Origin of the sequence: Microcystis sp. 0824 (assembly GCF_003112475.1) — a bacterium.
Taxonomy (GTDB): domain Bacteria; phylum Cyanobacteriota; class Cyanobacteriia; order Cyanobacteriales; family Microcystaceae; genus Microcystis; species Microcystis aeruginosa_C.
The window spans coordinates 100881-116312 of the sequence record NZ_BDSM01000026.1; the positions used below are offsets into that span (position 1 = coordinate 100881).

A 15432-nucleotide genomic window follows, 5' to 3' on the forward strand; every position below is an offset into this window, starting at 1 on the left:
ATAAGAACAGAATTTGCGAGAAAATAGAACTGCTCTCATCTTAGGAATCAGTATAACCTGCACTGTTCCCCCCCAAACGTAAATAGGCTTCAATAAAGCTATCTAAATCCCCATTCATTACCCCAGTAACATCGGTGGTTTCCACATTACTGCGGAGATCTTTGACCAATTGATAGGGATGAAAAACATAGTTACGGATTTGATTGCCCCAAGCGGCCTCCACCATATCGCCGCGAATTTCGGCGATCGCTTGAGCCTGTTGTTCCCGAGCGATAATTAACAATTTCGCTTTTAATAAAGCTAGGGCTTTTTCTTTATTTTGTAATTGCGATCGCTCTTGGGTACAACGTACAGCGATACCTGTGGGAAGATGAACCACACGCACGGCAGTTTCCACTTTATTAACATTTTGTCCACCTTTTCCCCCCGATCTAGTGGTGGTAATTTCTAAATCTTTATCGGGAATTTCTACCCTCACCACATCATCGCCCAAAATTGGCATCACTTCCACCCCGGCGAAACTGGTTTGACGTTTACCATTAGCATTAAAAGGGGAAATTCTGACTAACCGATGGGTGCCTTTTTCTCCTTTTAGATAACCGTAAGCATAAGTTCCGGCGATTTCAATTGTCACCGATTTAATTCCCGCTTCATCTCCTTCTGATATTTCCGCTAAAGTGACTTTATATCCCTGTTTCTCGGCCCAACGAGTGTACATTCTCAGGAGCATTTCTGTCCAATCTTGGGCATCAGTTCCCCCGGCCCCCGCATTAATCGTTAAAACCGCTCCTTTTGCGTCGTAGGGACCATTTAAAAGCTGTTGCAATTCCCAACGATCAAGGTCATGCTGTAAATGAGTTAAATTGTCCGTTGCTTCTTCTAGTAAAGCTCGATCGGATTCTAATTCTAATAACTCGATAATTGCCTTGGTATCTTCTAATTGTTCACACCAACCCTGATAGGTTTCTAAAGAAGATTTACATTCATTTAGTTCTTGCAGGGTTTTTTGAGCCGTATCGGGATTATCCCAAAAAGTAGGGACGGCCGCCACCTGTTCTAAGTCTTTAATTTTGGCCCTTAAAGTGGGTAAGTCAAAGATATTCCTGGGTTTTACCCAGGCGCGATCCTACTATCTCGAGACCTTTTTTTAGTTCCGATATTTCCATGTTTTCAGTTATCAGTTATCAGTTATCAGTTATCAGTTACTCTAGAAGTCAGGAGTCAGGAGTCAGGAGTCAGGAGTCAGGAGTCAGGAGGCCGGAGTTGAGAGTTGGGGTTTTAGGGTTTTGGGGTATTAGTTGAAATTCCCCCATTTCCCCTATGCACTCTCTGTTCCCCGTTCCGCAGTTCCAGCGTTCCCTAAAATGGTACGATCGATCCGCGCAGGGGGGCAAGACTTTGTAAAGCGTTTTCAGCCTTATCACGACTGCTAAAAGCGCCTATTTGCCAGACAGAACGACCTTTGTAGGAAGTGGGGAAAGCGTCGGGATAGAGAGAACGAACCTTGCTGCGATCGCTCTCAGTTTTAGCTTCAATTACTACTTTAAAGCCTTTGCGGCCACTATTGCTCATATTACCACTACTGGGATTAGCGGCTGGTCGATTAAAAGTGATTACGTCTGATAAACTTCTCTGGTTGCCTAGGTTGCGCGGCGGCGGTGGTGGTACAATTGCATTATTATTCTGAGCATTGGGAGGAGTCAGGGGAGGTAAATTAGGGGTAACTGGGGTCTGTGGCGTAAAATTTGGCTCTGGTACTGGATTACTGACCACTGGCTGAGGATTGCTCTGTACTGCTGTTTCTGCAGCGGTAAAGGTATATTCTCGCACTTCGGGATTAGCGGAAGGATTAACCGGTGTTTCTGCTTTGACGGATTCTCTGGGGGGGGGTGTGGGGGGGATAGACGATTGGGTACCCGCGAGTAGTTCTGGGGGAGGATTGAAACTGGGACTATCGGCAGTTAGATAGATATGACTGAGATTTTGACCGGCTAGACTGCGTTTAGTAAAGCGCCAGCCATCGATGAGATAAATTTGCATTAAACCCTTACCGAAACCTTTTGTCCGTCCAATAATTACCTCCGATTGTCTGGGATTGCGGGGGGTTCCCACGAGGACTAATTCCCCGTTGCGTTGTACGATACGCAGCAGGTATTCTAAACCGTAATCTTTGCCCTGAATGCGAAGGGAATAACCGTTACTGTCGGTGGCCCGTTCACAACTGCCGGTAAAATCGAAATCGAGCAGCAGAGGCTGAACAATGGTCGGTTCTGTGCCATTTACCGCCCAACATTGGCGTTTTCCGGGGATTTGTTGCAAAATCAGTAAATCGTATTTACCATTACCGTAGGGACGGGCAATAGCGATAAAATCCTCTTGATTAACTTCTCGTTGTTCAAAGAGAGTTGCTTGACTAGGTGTAGTCAGGAGACACCCCCCCAGAAGTGAAAACAGTAGGGTAAATGTTAAGGATGATTTTAGATTCATAAATAGGGAGCGTTGTTATAGAGATTGTACTTGCATTTATTTTATCGATCTAGACGTAAGCGAGAGAATTTTGTTTTCTTGGAAGATACCCCAAAATGGCTAAAAATCTTTTCGAGCGCGTTTTTGGTGCGGTCTGGATCTAATTCGATATATCGCTTTGACATACTCCCACCGTCAAGCTACGCTGTGACGGGGGATTCTTGACCTATCACTATCGGAAATTCCTTGTTCAACGAGACAGCTTAGATTCTCAATGTCTCCATTAAAAATCCAGAGACCGGACTCTCCCAAGTCGTTTGGGTCAGTTTCTGTTTGCCCAACAGTACCGTTGAGATGATTTCCCAAATATTTCAACCCTTTTTTAAGAATGTTGATTACTGCATTATGATCCCTATCTAAGATTGTTTGACAATGAGGACATTGATGAGTTCTAATGCTTAATGATTTTTGAACTCTCGTCCCACAAACTGAACAATGTTGAGTCGTGAAATGTGGTGGTACAGCAACACAAACAATCCGATAAATCTTGGCAAAAAATTCAAACCATTCAGTGAATTGATACCAAGAAGCATCGGAAATCGACTTGGCAAGCTTACGGTTTTTTACTAAGTTTCTTACCTTTAAAGCTTCATAGACGACCAGATCATTAGACTGGACTAACGCCAAAGCATCTTTAATTGCTTTGTCTTTACGTTGTCTTGATACTTTAAGGTGAAGTTTAGCTACTTTTACCCGTTGCTTGTGATAGTTTTTAGACTGTTTCTTTTCTTTACAAAATCGTTTTGATAATCTCCTTTGTGCTTTTTTTAGTCGTTTTTCTAACTTTCTTAAATAACGTAGATTTTCTACAGTATTGCCTTGGGCATCGGTATAAAACTCTTTTAACCCTAAGTCAATTCCTGTTATTTGTCCCGTTGGTTTCTGGTATTCTTGCCGTTCTACGTCAATCAAAAACTGACAATAATAACCGTCAGCACGTCTAACAACTCTTACCCGTCTAATCTGTTGCTCTGAATAATAAACTAAAGTTTTTTGACTACACCATAAATCAAATTCTCCTGCTTTAAAACCATCAGTAAATCTGATTTTACGTCGGTCATCAGATAGTTTGTAGCCTGTTAGTTTGTATTCAACGGAACGGCTATGCTTTTTGAACCGAGGAAAACCTTTTTTCCCTGGTATCTTAGCATGACAATTATGGTAAAACCTAGTAATTGATTGCCAGGCTCTATCAGCAGCCGATTGACGTGCTTGTGAGTTTAATTTATTAACCCAAGGTGTCTCTTTATTGTTAGCTAGTAACGCACAAAGTTTTTGGAGATCATTGCGGTTTGTCCCTTGATTGTCCATCCAATAACGAACACAAGAGTTACGCACAAACTGAGAAGTTTTGATCGCTTCATCAGGCCGGTGATATTGCTCTAGTGTTCCGTTTTTTAGCTTTGCTTCTACGACTAGCATCTAACAATCCACGACCATTGGTTAAGTTAATTATAGCACAGTTTACCCACAGATAGTGGAATTAAACCGATGCTCCGTTGCTAATATTCTGGTCGGATTTCATCCCCCGCAAAGGTTGATGTCTTGTCGAAAAATTTAGCGGGGGCATTCATTCGACATTTTAGGTAAATTCGCGATCAAAGCGTGACCGTTCACAGCTTGAATTGTCCGGAGGTCTGTTCCCCGGCGTGATAACTCGGTGATACAAGATCGGATAATCAGTTTTTAATAACTGGATTTAGTATAAAAATCCGGCAAATTATCGCAGTTATCTCGGCCGTCGGCTTTTTTTGATCACTGGCCAAAAACCCCACCTTCTCCTGCAAACTAACGTCTTCTCAACAAATTTTTCATCTCTCCCCAGATAGAAAGTTGACCACCTAGACTAGCGGGATGGGTGAAAATTCCTTGACGGGGACTGAATAAAAAGGCCAACATAAATAGGGTAAAAGCGACAAGCACGATCGCCGGTCCAGAGGGTAAATTCCAGTAATAACTTAAATACATCCCACTGATACTAGAAATAATACCCACACCCACACCTAAACCCATGACTTGATGAAGACGGGTAACTAAAAGATAGGCAGTGGCTGCCGGAGTAATCAAAAGGGACAAAACGAGGATTACTCCCACCGCTTGGAGACTAGCAACGATTGTCAAACCAATCAGGAGCATTAAGCCTAAATCTAATAAATTTACTGGTAAACCCGCCGCTTGCGCCCCGATTTTGTCGAAAGTGTAGAATAATAGTTCTTTATACAGGAGCAAAACGGTTAATAAAACGATAATGGCAATAATTAGGGTATCGCGAATGTCGGCAGCAGTAACACCGAGAATATTGCCGAAGAGAAAGTGATTAAGGTCAATTTTGTTGTTTTTTTGGATGAGAGTGATCAGGGTGATGCCAAGGGCAAAAAAAGCCGAGAAAACAATACCCATGGCCGCATCTTCTTTGATTGGGGAACGATTACGGATCAAGTTAATCAGTAGGGTACTGACCATTGAGGCTAGTAAAGCACCCAGGAGAAGATTAAAATTACCAATAAAAGCGATCGCTAGTCCGGGTAAGACCGAGTGACTGATGGCATCGCCCAAAAGGGCCAAACGTTGTACCATCAGGTAGGTTCCCACCACCGCACAGATGATCCCGACGATGATAGCTTCAATTAGGGATCTCTGCATGAAACTATACTGCAAGGGTTCGATTAATCCTGTTAATAGATTGTTGCCCATGAATCTGCCTTGGGGTTAAATTTTTCTGATTCTCGATCGAGGTTTTGCTCCTAGGGTCTATCTTCTAAATCGGGGGAGAAGATAGGTTAGGATAATTAGGATTAATTGTAAGTTTTTTCGCTCCTAACTGCCGCCATGGATACCCCCGTTCTTTCCTCAACTTTTTTTCTGACTCTCCTGCTCATGGTGGGATTATTCTTTTTTATTCGCGGTTCCGTCAAAGAGCGTATCGAACAGCGTGTCTATCTTACCAGTACCAGTGACGACCAACTATTAGAACAACTGCGAGATTATTTTGACCGACGTTCCTATCAAGTCAAGGCGATCGAACCCGAACAGAATATTGTCAGATTACAGGGTTTTGTGCCGCCTAGCCCGTTTCTAGCGATATTTTTGACAATTTTAGCGGCCTTGGGTTTATTTTGCTTCTCACTGGTGTTATCGGTGTTATTTCCTGATACTAATCCCTATATTTTTGCTCTTGTGGGTTTATCTCCCCTCGCCGGTGTTTTCTATTGGCAAAAAGTCGGCCGTTTAGAAGAAGTGGCTTTTAAAGTAGAAAGCAAATCTCAGCAAACGGAATTAACTGTCAAAGCCCATCGAGACGAGTTAAGACAACTACAAGATAGTTTAACCTTTCTGGAAAGACAATAAGCTTTTTATGTCCTACGAGCGCCTAATTTATCTGGCCGATAGCGATGCGGCCGGTGTGGTTTATTTTGCCCATCTTCTCTCAATCTGTCATGAAGCCTACGAGTTTTCTTTAGCACAATTTGGCATCAATATCAAGGATTTTTTGAAAGATTCTCCGGTTGCCCTACCGATTACTCAAGCGGAAATCCAGTTTTTTCGGCCTCTTTTTTGTGGCGATCAAATACAGATTAATTTCACTGTCCAATCCCTAAGCGAAAACGAGTTTGAATTGCATTATAAAATTTATTTGGCTGAAATCATGGTCGGAAAAGCGAAAACCCGCCATGTGTGCATCGCTCCCACCAATAGACAAAGAATCCCTTTCCCGGAATCTTTAAAAAATTGGTTAGGATACTTATCAAACCCAGAGGATAGCGGTATTTAAGAGATGATTTGGGCAGATTTAACGATCATTTTAACTAGGGATTGGTGGCACAGTGCTTGGCAATTATTTAACCTTAGTACCGGGAGAATTATCTGGAATTATTTTCTGGCGTTTATCCCCTTTATCCTCAGCTTTTGGCTATTTCGCATCGCTTTTTCTCGTTCCCTACTCTGGTGGTTAATTCTCTTAGTATTTGTGCTTTTTTTACCCAATGCTCCCTATATTCTCACCGATAGCATTCATTTAATCTCTTATGTTCAGCAGGATTACGCCAAAAGTTTAATTTTTTTAGTTTTAATTCCCCAGTATAGTATTTTTATTTTTATTGGCTTTCAGCTATACGTTCTCTCCTTACTTAATTTAAAAAGTTATTGTCAGCAAAGTCAGCTAAATTCAGCAGTTTTACCCCTAGAAATAACTCTCCATTTTTTAAGTGCGATCGGTATCTATTTAGGAAGGTTTCTCCGACTGAATAGTTGGTATTTAGTCACTCAACCGCAGCAACTATTCTGGAGTTTGCAGAATTTACTGACTAAAAAACCTTTGATCTTCATCTCTGTCTGTTTTTTAATTATTTGGCTACTATACGAAATCAATAAAAGACTTTATAAACAATTGTTTCCCCTCCTACGAGAATAACTAGGATTTCTACTACAAAAATCTCCCTAAATCGAATTCGGTTGTGGCAGTAATTTCTCGAAAACGTTCTTGACTGATAATTAACAATAATCTTTCAGTATAATCCACCGCACCGCGCAATTCTCGTTCTAATCTTGCTAAACCGGCGTTGGCATATTCCTCGAAAATTGTCACTCGCAAAGCTTCCGAATCTACCCCGTGGGGAGAAAGAATTTTCGTGTCTTGGAATTCATTGACTGCCAATAATTTGATTAGGGTATCGTAGCCACGAGAAATAAAAATTTCCAGGTTAATAGGTGAGGGTTCCTTCGCTACATTTTCTATCGCCACCCTCTCTTGATATCTTACCCCTAAAGCCGCCGCAAAAGCGATGACATCAGCATAGGTTTGAAAGGGTCCAATTCCCTGATTAAAATTAACTAAGGACTGGACAAATTCCCCTTTATCTCTAGCAATACGCACTCGATGAATGGACATATTTATCAAGTAAAAAGTTAAAAAGTTTACAAAATTCAGGAGATAGAAGTTATCAGTATTTATGAACTATTTTATCTATCCCCTACCCGCTATAACTGCTTTAAGGATAAGTTTTAATTAGTCCTTTAGCTTGGTAAACATGAAATTGTTCGATGGCGACACCACCGCGCTTGATCGGAATGACAGCTACTTTAATTATATCTTGGAAATAGGGACGGTAGCGATCGATTATTTCTGGTCTTTCTAGAGAACTATTTGTAGTAATTAATAAACCATTTTTACCGATCCATTCTTGAGGGTTAAACCAAATTTGATAACCCCTTTGATCGTTGTTAAAACAGGTGACGGGAATAGGAACTAGGGGATAGAGAGCCATATCTAGCCATGCTGTCACATAAAAACTATGGGTAAAAACGAAGCTAGAATCTTTTAATAGCGCTAATAATTCGGGCGAATTAGCAAAGCCTTGGCGCAGTTGATCGATATCGACAATTTCCCGAGAAGGGTCCTGTTCTGGCGCAATAATTCCCCCAAAGATTGCGTATTTACTAGGTTTTTGGAAAGTGCCAAAAGTAACGTGAAGCATTGCTATAGATAAAACAGTAAAGATAAAAATTCCTGAACCCCATAACCATCTTTTTACCCAGATTCGAGAAGATTGCTGCCAAGTATTGGCCTTTTCTCCTAATAAAATCGTGCAGGACCAGAACCCGGGTAAAATCCAACTAGGGGCGAGATAATGGGAAGCACCCACATAAAGCATTCCCAGGATTAAAGGCAGAGAAACCGAGAGAATTAACCATTTTTTTAGTGATTCTTCATCTCGCTGAAAAAATCTTTTTTTCGAGAGAAAGTTAGGAATTTGTTCGCCAAAGCTTTTAAATGTCACCCACCACATTGGCAAACCGAAAGGAGGAAACATCGTGGCGATACTAATGCCAATAACCGAGAGAATACCGAGAATATTAAAGGTTTTGGGTTCTCCAGAAAAACGGTCTTCTAAATGAAAGCGAAAGGAAATCCAATCATGGTTAATATTCCAGTAGATAATCGGCAATAAAGTTATCAAAAAAAGAATAAATCCTAATCCCAACCAGGGGGATCTAAATACAGGCCAATAGCGGGGAGTGGTCAGACAAAATAAAACTAAACCAAAGCCCAAAATAAAGCCATGATATTTACTTAAAACCGCCAATCCTACGGCAAGTCCAATATAAGCGAGACGATAGCTAGGATGATAGTTTTTTTCCCGAATTGGCCAGAATTCTTGAGCAGCTAAATAGACTGTTAATGACCAAAAAAAGATTAAAGGACTATCTGGCTGCGAGAGAATCCCGAAGACAATCCCATAGATGGGGATGAGGGTGGCGATCGCTAAAGTCATTCTGGCGACCGGCAGACTGAACAATTTTAAAGCTGTCAGATATAGCAAGCAGAGGCTGCCAGTATATAAAAGGAGAGTCCCGAAGCGAATGGTAAATTGATTGACTAATCCCGTGATCCAAGTCCCAAAACCCGTGGAAATCGCTACTATTGGCGGATGATCGAAATAACTCCAATCTAGATTATGGCTGTAAACGTAATAATATGCCTCATCGTAACCGGGATAAAGCCCTAGGGCGATGATGATTCTAAACAGGAGTCCACCGATGAGAAGATAAACGGCAATGCGATCGCTAAGTATTTTCGTCAAAATTCTTACCTCATTTCATCGCTAAAACTGATGTTAGAGACGGGAGATTTTTGGGTTTGCCAGATTCGAGACTTGTGCATCTATGGCAAGGTTAGATTTAAATGTGATCTTTAGTTACTATATCACCAACTCTGTCATCTCTTAGACCTTGGCTATCAACCAACTCTCCCTAGGCGTTGCTGATTGGGGATATGAACGAGGATTAAGGGAAAGGGTAACTTAGATAAAACTGATGTTAATTAAATAACTTTTGCCACCATCAAAGCAATAATAATCAGGGCGATAGATTGCGTAATTAATAATCTTAAGTAGGTAGGTGTTAAAAGTTGTCAGGCACCCCCCTTATCAAGCTATCCCTTATAGGGATCTTTCTTAACAATTTTTGCAGTAAGCACTCCAACCCTTATCCTGACTTGATTTCAGTTTTTTCTTTGTCAGTAAGGGTGTCAACAAGGAATATTACAAATTGTTAACCGAGTCTTGAAAGCCTTGTGCTACAAAGGTTTGAAATGTTAAGAAAGATGTGACTAAAGGACAGCCTTATCAAGGGGGGATTAAGGGTAGGGTTGATTCATGAATCAACCCTACAAAGCACGACGTTTTGACAAATTTTCAGATATTTATTCCGATGAGAGAATGAAACGACCCTAGGAGTATCGGGGGAAGTACCCAGAATCCGAGCTGCTTCCCCTATCTCGACTAATCTCTGTGTCTTAACAAAACCCAGTTAAAAACCCCCAACCTAGCTAGGTTGGACGAGATTATTTAAGCCATAAACCACCTTAGCGGTGATAATCTTATCCTTATCGGTAAGTTCTTCTAACACCTCTTTTCCCTGGACTAAATAGCCAAAAACCGAATAACGACCATCCATGAGATTAAACCCCGGAGGAGTTAATTCATTATCGAATTTAAAGAAAAAGAATTGCGAGGAACCTCCGTTAGGATTAGTATCCGGACGCGCTAGGGCCAATGCACCGAAAGCGTTAAAAGGCAAGGCGAGACTAGGTAAGTAAATCCCTAATTCTTCGAGAGTATTGCCATAAACTGGTTCTTCTTCCCCTTTAATCAAAATTTCTAAGGGAATAGAGCGATATTGCTTAGTTTTCGGGTCAATAAATCCCTCTTCTGCACCGACGGGATCCCCGGTTTGGACAACGAAATTATCTTCGCTGCGAATGAAGGGTAAACCGTCATAAAAACCCCGTTGGACTAAATCCACAAAGTTACCCCCATTAACCGGAGCGCTGTAACCATCCACAACGATGCTTAAATCTCCTTTGGTGGTCTGCATCTCTACGGTGGCACGTCCTCGCAATTGCGGCAAGTTAGCGTATTCTGGGGGAACATTAAAGGGAAAACCCACCACCATTAATTCTTCTAAAGCGGTGATATTATTGAGCAATTCCCGTCTGGTTGACCAAACTGCCTCTTTATCCTTCGCTTCTACGGCCGTATCCAGGGCTGCCACTCCCGTTTTCAGTTTTTCGATTAATTCCTCCCCTTGGCTTTTACTTGCTTCGGGAACACTATCTAAGATAGCGTTGCTTTTGGTAGAAAGGGCATAATTGGCATCCTTGACATCTTTTTTAATCGGACTCCAACGCTTGGCCCGCAGATGTTTGGCAATATCTTCGATCGATTGTTGCACTTGACGAATTGGTTTATTATCTATGGGTAAGGCATTGCGTAAAATAGCAGTGGGATCCGTTACCGCGTCACCCTGAGCAAGCACAGCTAAAGCAGGAGCAGTCCCTTTAACCGTGAACAGACTTAAGATTAAAAATAGTGCTAGGGCAATACTAGCAGCCCTTTTTAAGAAAAATTTGCCCCATTCGCGTAATCTTGTCGTTATTTTCATATTTTGGTCGGTTCCTCAATGGCTATACCTATCCAAAATACTTGTAGGCTTTTAGGGGAACCCTTGTCAATAGCCGAGAAAACCGATCGAAGTCATCAGTCATCAGTCATCAGTTATCAGTTATCAGTTATCAGTTGTCAGATGTGAGTTTTCAGTTCACTGATTACTGTTTACTGTTTACTGTTTACTGTTTACTGATCACTGAAAAAGGCTCCCCTCTTCCCCAATTCATAATTCATAATTTATAATTCATAATTCCCACTCCCTTTTTTATCTTTTATGACTATCATTGTCGATTATCGCTTTCCACCCGCTATTAATGCCGAAAAACAGGCAAAAACGATCGCTATCGGTCAAACCGCCGGCACTTGGAGCGAGCGCCACAGTCATCGTCAAGAGCAGCTGCAAAAACACCTAGCGGAAGTGGTGGGAATCAGGGAGGAAGCCAACGGTTATAAGGTGGCTAGGGTGCGTTTTCCCCAGATAAACGTTGAAAATGACATCGCCAGTCTTTTAACCATGATTTTCGGCAAATATTCCATGGCTGGAGCCGGAAAAGTGGTGGGGGTGTATCTCCCCGAAACCTACGGCACAAAAGCCAAGCTGGGAATCACAGGAATTAGGCAACGTTTGGGGGTTTATGATCGACCTCTAGTAATGGCAATTTTTAAACCCGCTTTAGGACTATCGGCCCAAGATCACGCCGATATCCTGCGAGAAGTGGCTTTTGCTGGCTTAGACGTGATTAAAGATGATGAAATCATGGCGGATCTTCCCGTGGCTCCCACCCACGAGCGCCTAGATTGTTGTCGCCGAGTTTTGGAGGAAGTGCGGCAGCAAACCGGCAGAAATGTTCTCTATGCGGTCAATGTCACTGGAAAAGCGGACGAATTGCAGAGAAAAGCCCGTTTATTGGTGAAACATGGGGCTAATGCCCTGTTATTAAACGTTCTTACCTACGGTTTTTCCGTTTTAGAAGCTTTAGCCAGTGATCCGGCGATCGATGTTCCTATTTTCGCCCATCCTGCCTTTGCTGGGGCGATGTGTGCCGGTAGCGATACGGGATTAGCCTATTCTGTGGTTTTGGGGACGATGATGGCCCACGCAGGAGCCGATGCGGTGCTATATCCCGCCGCTTATGGTAGCTTACCCTTCGATCCCCAGGAGGAAGGCAAAATTCGGGATATTTTGCGCGATAGAAACGTTTTTCCGGTTCCCTCGGCCGGTATCCGTCCAGGTATTGTTCCCCAAGTCCTTGGGGATTACGGACGTAATGTTATCCTCAATGCGGGAACCGGAATTATGGACCACCCATCGGGACCGGCCAGTGGTGTGAGGGCTTTTTTTGAAGCTTTAGCCAGAATAGAAGCGGGTGATTCTTTTGATCCCGCCAATTTGCCCGAAGGAGCCTTAAAACAGGCAATTCTAGAGTGGGGTTAAGAGCAACTTTTTCAAATGCACTATACAAGTATTTTGTCAAGCATTTTTCAGAAAAATTAACAAATAACTTCCCGTTTTAGATAGGGTTGCAGCACTTCTGGCACTTTTACCGTCCCGTCTGGCTGTTGATAATTTTCTAGGACAGCGGCCATAGTACGACCGATCGCTAATCCCGAACCGTTGAGGGTGTGGACAAAATTAGTGCCTTTTTGCCCTTTTTCTTTAAAGCGAATATTTGCCCGTCGTGCTTGGAAGTCTCTAAAATTAGAACAACTGGAAATTTCCCGATAGGTATTAGCCGAAGGTAGCCACACTTCTAAGTCATAACATTTGGCTGCCGAAAAACCCAAGTCACCGCTACACAATTCAATCACCCGATAGGGCAACTGTAAAGCTTGTAGGATTGCCTCAGCATTAGCGACTAAACTTTCGTGTTCCTGAGCAGAAGTGTCAGGATGGACGATTTTGACCATTTCCACCTTATTAAATTGATGCAAACGGATCAAGCCCCTCGTATCCTTGCCATAGCTGCCCGCTTCCCGACGAAAACAAGGGGTATAGGCACAGTGTTTGATCGGTAATTGCTCCGATGAGAGGATTTCATCGCGATAAAGGTTAGTAACGGGTACTTCTGCCGTTGGTGCTAACCAAAGCTCATCATCTCGACATTTAAAGCTTTCTTCCGCGAATTTTGGCAGTTGTCCCGTCCCGCGCAGGGAGTCACTATTAATCAAAATTGGCGGTAAAACTTCTGTATAACCGGCGACAATATGGCGATCGAGCATAAAATTAATTAAAGCTCTTTCTAGGGCAGCCCCGAGGGCGATAAGATTAACAAAACGACTCTGGGCGATTTTTACTGCCCGTTCAAAGTCTAAAATGCCCAATTTTTCCCCAATTTCCCAGTGAGGCAAAATATTCGGGTTGGTGGGTTTATATTCCTCTCCCCAGCGTCTGACTTCGACATTTTCCCGTTCATCCTTACCGATAGGAGTGGTTTCACTGGGTAAATTGGGTAAATCTAAGATTTTTTGGTCAATGGCCCCTTTAATGGCTTTTTCTTGCGGTTCTAATTGAGCTAGTTTACTTTTAATCTCGTTTCCTTCTGTTTTCAGCACCAAAATTTCAGGACTGTTGACATCGCTGCCACTTTTCACTTTTTGTCCCACCAGTTTACCGATTTCGTTACCCCGGGCCTGTAAACTGCTGCGTTCTAACTCTAAAGCCTTCTGTTGTTGATTTAACTGGATAATAGGGGCAATATCATAACTACCTCCCCGACTATCTAAGCGTTTCTGTACTTCCTCTGGATTTTCTCTAATTTGCTTTAGGTCTAACATGGTACGAGTCAGTAAAAAATAAAAAGTAAGTGGGAGAGTCGGGGAATTGGCAGCCTGAGGAGAAATGTTCTCAACCCCTAACCAATGGTCAATAATAACTCAAAACTTAACTAAAATATCGGTTAAAAGCCGCCGGTAAAATTAGCGGCAGCGGAAACTGGGGTATTGTAAAGTTTAAATACAAATATGGTCATATATAGTCATTCATGGTAATATGTACAGACAAAACTATCGGACTAGGCAAAAAAACAGGAATAAGTTATCGAACGGCTTGGAGGTGGTGGAAACAAGGGAATTTAACAGGCTATCAATTGCCTTCTGGTACAATTATGACAACGGATGACAACCCTTCAAAACCCGACGCTGAGTTAAAAGACAACGGATAATATGTTAGTAGCAGAAAGACACATTATCAAGAAAGGACATCGATTCTGGGCTGAGATAGATAATTTATCTTGGCAGTCTAAAAATCTCTACAACTCAGCCAATTATTTAATCCGACAAAACTTCATTTATGGCCATGGCTATTTGACCTATAATCAGATGGCCTCTCTGATGAAAAAGACAGAACAGTATCAAGCTTTACCCGCTAAAGTTTCCCAACAAGTTTTGAGAGGATTAGACAAAAACTGGAAATCATTTTTTGCAGCTTCATCGGAGTTTAAAAGTCACCCCGATAAATTTCTGGGAAAACCCAAAATCCCCGGCTATAAGGAGCCAAAAAAAGGAAGAAATCTCTTAGTTTACACGATTCAAGCCCTAAGCAAAGTAGGTCTTAGGCAAGGAATAGTCAAACTATCAGGTACTTCAATTGCCTTGCCGACGAGAGTAGCGGAGCGCATAGCAGAAGTCAGAATAGTTCCTAAATGTGATTGTTATGTAATCGAGGTAATTTATGAGAAAACCGAACAGTTCTTAGCTCCTAATGAAAAGATAGCTGCGATAGATTTAGGCATAGATAATTTGATGGCTGTAACTTCAAATCAACCGGACTTTATCCCTTTGTTGATTAATGGCAGACCGTTAAAAAGCCTGAATCAATTTTATAACCAACGTCGGGCTAAGTTACAATCTCTATTAAAAGGCAATCGTCAAAGTTCCCAGAGAATTTGCCGTTTAACTCGTTGCCGTAATCAGAAGATAGATAATTATCTTCATCAGGCTAGTCGTTATTTAGTCAATCTCTTAGTCGAGCAAGAGATAACAACTTTAGTAATTGGGAAAAATGACGGTTGGAAACAAGAAGTGAACTTAGGAAAAGTCAACAATCAAAAATTTGTGACCATCCCTCATGCTCGATTAATTGAGATGATTAGTTATAAATGTCAATTAGAAGGAATCTCTGTGATTCTTCAAGAAGAATCCTATACCTCCGTTGCTAATTTTTTGAATGACGATCCTCTCCCCGTTTATGGACAGATAACTGAAAAGCCAGTGTTTTCAGGAAAAAGAATTAAGCGAGGGTTATATCGTACAGATAAGGGGATTCTGGTTCAATCTGATGTCATGGGTTCCTACAATATTTTACGAAAAGCATTCCCAAATGTGTTTAACCGCTATGGGATAGAGAGGTGCGTAGTTCACCCAAGGAGAATCAATCTCTCGAAGTAAAAGTGAAGGGAATTTCTGAAATGGAATTCAGTCTGTCTATATTTGACTATACTTTTACTAACTATATTTAATT

Annotated in this window: 13 protein-coding genes; 5 read left to right on the forward strand and 8 right to left on the reverse strand. The window is 41.9% G+C overall.

Translation table 11 applies throughout. The features are described 5' to 3' along the window. Positions 1-40: 40 nt before the first annotated feature. The 4 genes from prfB to N0824_RS11160 form a co-directional block, all read right to left on the reverse strand. A protein-coding gene (prfB, locus tag N0824_RS11140) for a peptide chain release factor 2 (RefSeq protein ID WP_108936814.1) occupies positions 41-1166 on the reverse strand; the annotation gives its coding sequence in 2 pieces (ribosomal slippage) (positions 41-1093 and positions 1095-1166; 1125 coding nt in all). A gap of 193 nt (positions 1167-1359) precedes the next feature. Then, complete coding sequence (locus N0824_RS11145; protein ID WP_108936815.1) at positions 1360-2487, reverse strand: DUF3747 domain-containing protein; 1128 nt, start codon at positions 2485-2487, stop codon at positions 1360-1362. A 174-nt stretch (positions 2488-2661) separates the two neighbouring features. Continuing rightward, complete coding sequence (locus N0824_RS11150; RefSeq protein ID WP_108936816.1) at positions 2662-3948, reverse strand: RNA-guided endonuclease TnpB family protein; 1287 nt, start codon at positions 3946-3948, stop codon at positions 2662-2664. A gap of 366 nt (positions 3949-4314) precedes the next feature. Further along, positions 4315-5220: a metal ABC transporter permease gene (locus tag N0824_RS11160; RefSeq protein WP_108936817.1), complete on the reverse strand. Its 906-nt coding sequence runs from the start codon at positions 5218-5220 to the stop codon at positions 4315-4317. Between the two features lie 135 nt (positions 5221-5355). Here N0824_RS11160 and N0824_RS11165 point away from each other — a divergent pair, with 135 nt between their 5' ends. From N0824_RS11165 to N0824_RS11175, 3 genes are read left to right on the forward strand one after another with little or no spacing between them, the layout of a single operon-like run. Continuing rightward, positions 5356-5874, forward strand: a complete 519-nt coding sequence (locus N0824_RS11165; protein ID WP_002734244.1) for a cofactor assembly of complex C subunit B — start codon at positions 5356-5358, stop codon at positions 5872-5874. A gap of 7 nt (positions 5875-5881) precedes the next feature. After that, a complete protein-coding gene (locus N0824_RS11170) occupies positions 5882-6298 on the forward strand; it encodes a thioesterase family protein (RefSeq protein ID WP_108936818.1) in 417 nt (138 codons plus the stop codon). A 3-nt stretch (positions 6299-6301) separates the two neighbouring features. Beyond that, positions 6302-6937 (forward strand): DUF1361 domain-containing protein, encoded by a 636-nt coding sequence (locus N0824_RS11175; RefSeq protein ID WP_108936819.1) that lies wholly within the window; start codon positions 6302-6304, stop codon positions 6935-6937. 12 nt (positions 6938-6949) lie between these two features. Here N0824_RS11175 and N0824_RS11180 read toward each other — a convergent pair whose 3' ends face one another. The 3 genes from N0824_RS11180 to N0824_RS11190 all read right to left on the reverse strand — a co-directional run bounded on the left by N0824_RS11180 (position 6950) and on the right by N0824_RS11190 (position 10968). After that, complete coding sequence (locus N0824_RS11180; protein ID WP_108936820.1) at positions 6950-7414, reverse strand: DNA phosphorothioation-associated protein 4; 465 nt, start codon at positions 7412-7414, stop codon at positions 6950-6952. 100 nt (positions 7415-7514) lie between these two features. Next, positions 7515-9107 carry a glycosyltransferase family 39 protein gene (locus N0824_RS11185; protein WP_108936821.1) on the reverse strand — a complete coding sequence of 531 codons (1593 nt, stop codon included), beginning with the start codon at positions 9105-9107 and terminating at the stop codon, positions 7515-7517. Positions 9108-9849: 742 nt separating this feature from the next. Next, positions 9850-10968 (reverse strand): peptidylprolyl isomerase, encoded by a 1119-nt coding sequence (locus tag N0824_RS11190; protein WP_108936822.1) that lies wholly within the window; start codon positions 10966-10968, stop codon positions 9850-9852. 279 nt (positions 10969-11247) lie between these two features. On the opposite strand from N0824_RS11190, the gene N0824_RS11195 reads away from it, so the two are divergent. Further along, positions 11248-12408 (forward strand): 2,3-diketo-5-methylthiopentyl-1-phosphate enolase, encoded by a 1161-nt coding sequence (locus N0824_RS11195; protein ID WP_108936823.1) that lies wholly within the window; start codon positions 11248-11250, stop codon positions 12406-12408. Between the two features lie 56 nt (positions 12409-12464). Here N0824_RS11195 and serS read toward each other — a convergent pair whose 3' ends face one another. Next, the gene (serS, locus tag N0824_RS11200) at positions 12465-13748 is read right to left on the reverse strand and encodes a serine--tRNA ligase (RefSeq protein WP_108936824.1); all 1284 of its coding nucleotides are present in this window, start codon (positions 13746-13748) and stop codon (positions 12465-12467) included. Between the two features lie 387 nt (positions 13749-14135). Between serS and N0824_RS11210 the strand changes: the two genes are divergently transcribed. Continuing rightward, on the forward strand, positions 14136-15359 hold the full coding sequence (locus N0824_RS11210) for an RNA-guided endonuclease TnpB family protein (protein WP_108936826.1): 1224 nt from the start codon (positions 14136-14138) through the stop codon (positions 15357-15359). Positions 15360-15432 lie beyond the last annotated feature (73 nt).

Excerpts from the sequence above, each read along its gene's own strand:
- N0824_RS11145 (WP_108936815.1), bottom strand. The coding sequence starts at position 2,487 with ATGAATCTAAAATCATCCTTAACATTTACCCTACTGTTTTCACTTCTG.
- N0824_RS11150 (WP_108936816.1), bottom strand. The coding sequence starts at position 3,948 with ATGCTAGTCGTAGAAGCAAAGCTAAAAAACGGAACACTAGAGCAATAT.
- N0824_RS11160 (WP_108936817.1), bottom strand. The coding sequence starts at position 5,220 with ATGGGCAACAATCTATTAACAGGATTAATCGAACCCTTGCAGTATAGT.
- N0824_RS11165 (WP_002734244.1), top strand. The coding sequence starts at position 5,356 with ATGGATACCCCCGTTCTTTCCTCAACTTTTTTTCTGACTCTCCTGCTC.
- N0824_RS11170 (WP_108936818.1), top strand. The coding sequence starts at position 5,882 with ATGTCCTACGAGCGCCTAATTTATCTGGCCGATAGCGATGCGGCCGGT.
- N0824_RS11175 (WP_108936819.1), top strand. The coding sequence starts at position 6,302 with ATGATTTGGGCAGATTTAACGATCATTTTAACTAGGGATTGGTGGCAC.
- N0824_RS11180 (WP_108936820.1), bottom strand. The coding sequence starts at position 7,414 with ATGTCCATTCATCGAGTGCGTATTGCTAGAGATAAAGGGGAATTTGTC.
- N0824_RS11190 (WP_108936822.1), bottom strand. The coding sequence starts at position 10,968 with ATGAAAATAACGACAAGATTACGCGAATGGGGCAAATTTTTCTTAAAA.
- N0824_RS11195 (WP_108936823.1), top strand. The coding sequence starts at position 11,248 with ATGACTATCATTGTCGATTATCGCTTTCCACCCGCTATTAATGCCGAA.
- serS (WP_108936824.1), bottom strand. The coding sequence starts at position 13,748 with ATGTTAGACCTAAAGCAAATTAGAGAAAATCCAGAGGAAGTACAGAAA.
- N0824_RS11210 (WP_108936826.1), top strand. The coding sequence starts at position 14,136 with ATGTTAGTAGCAGAAAGACACATTATCAAGAAAGGACATCGATTCTGG.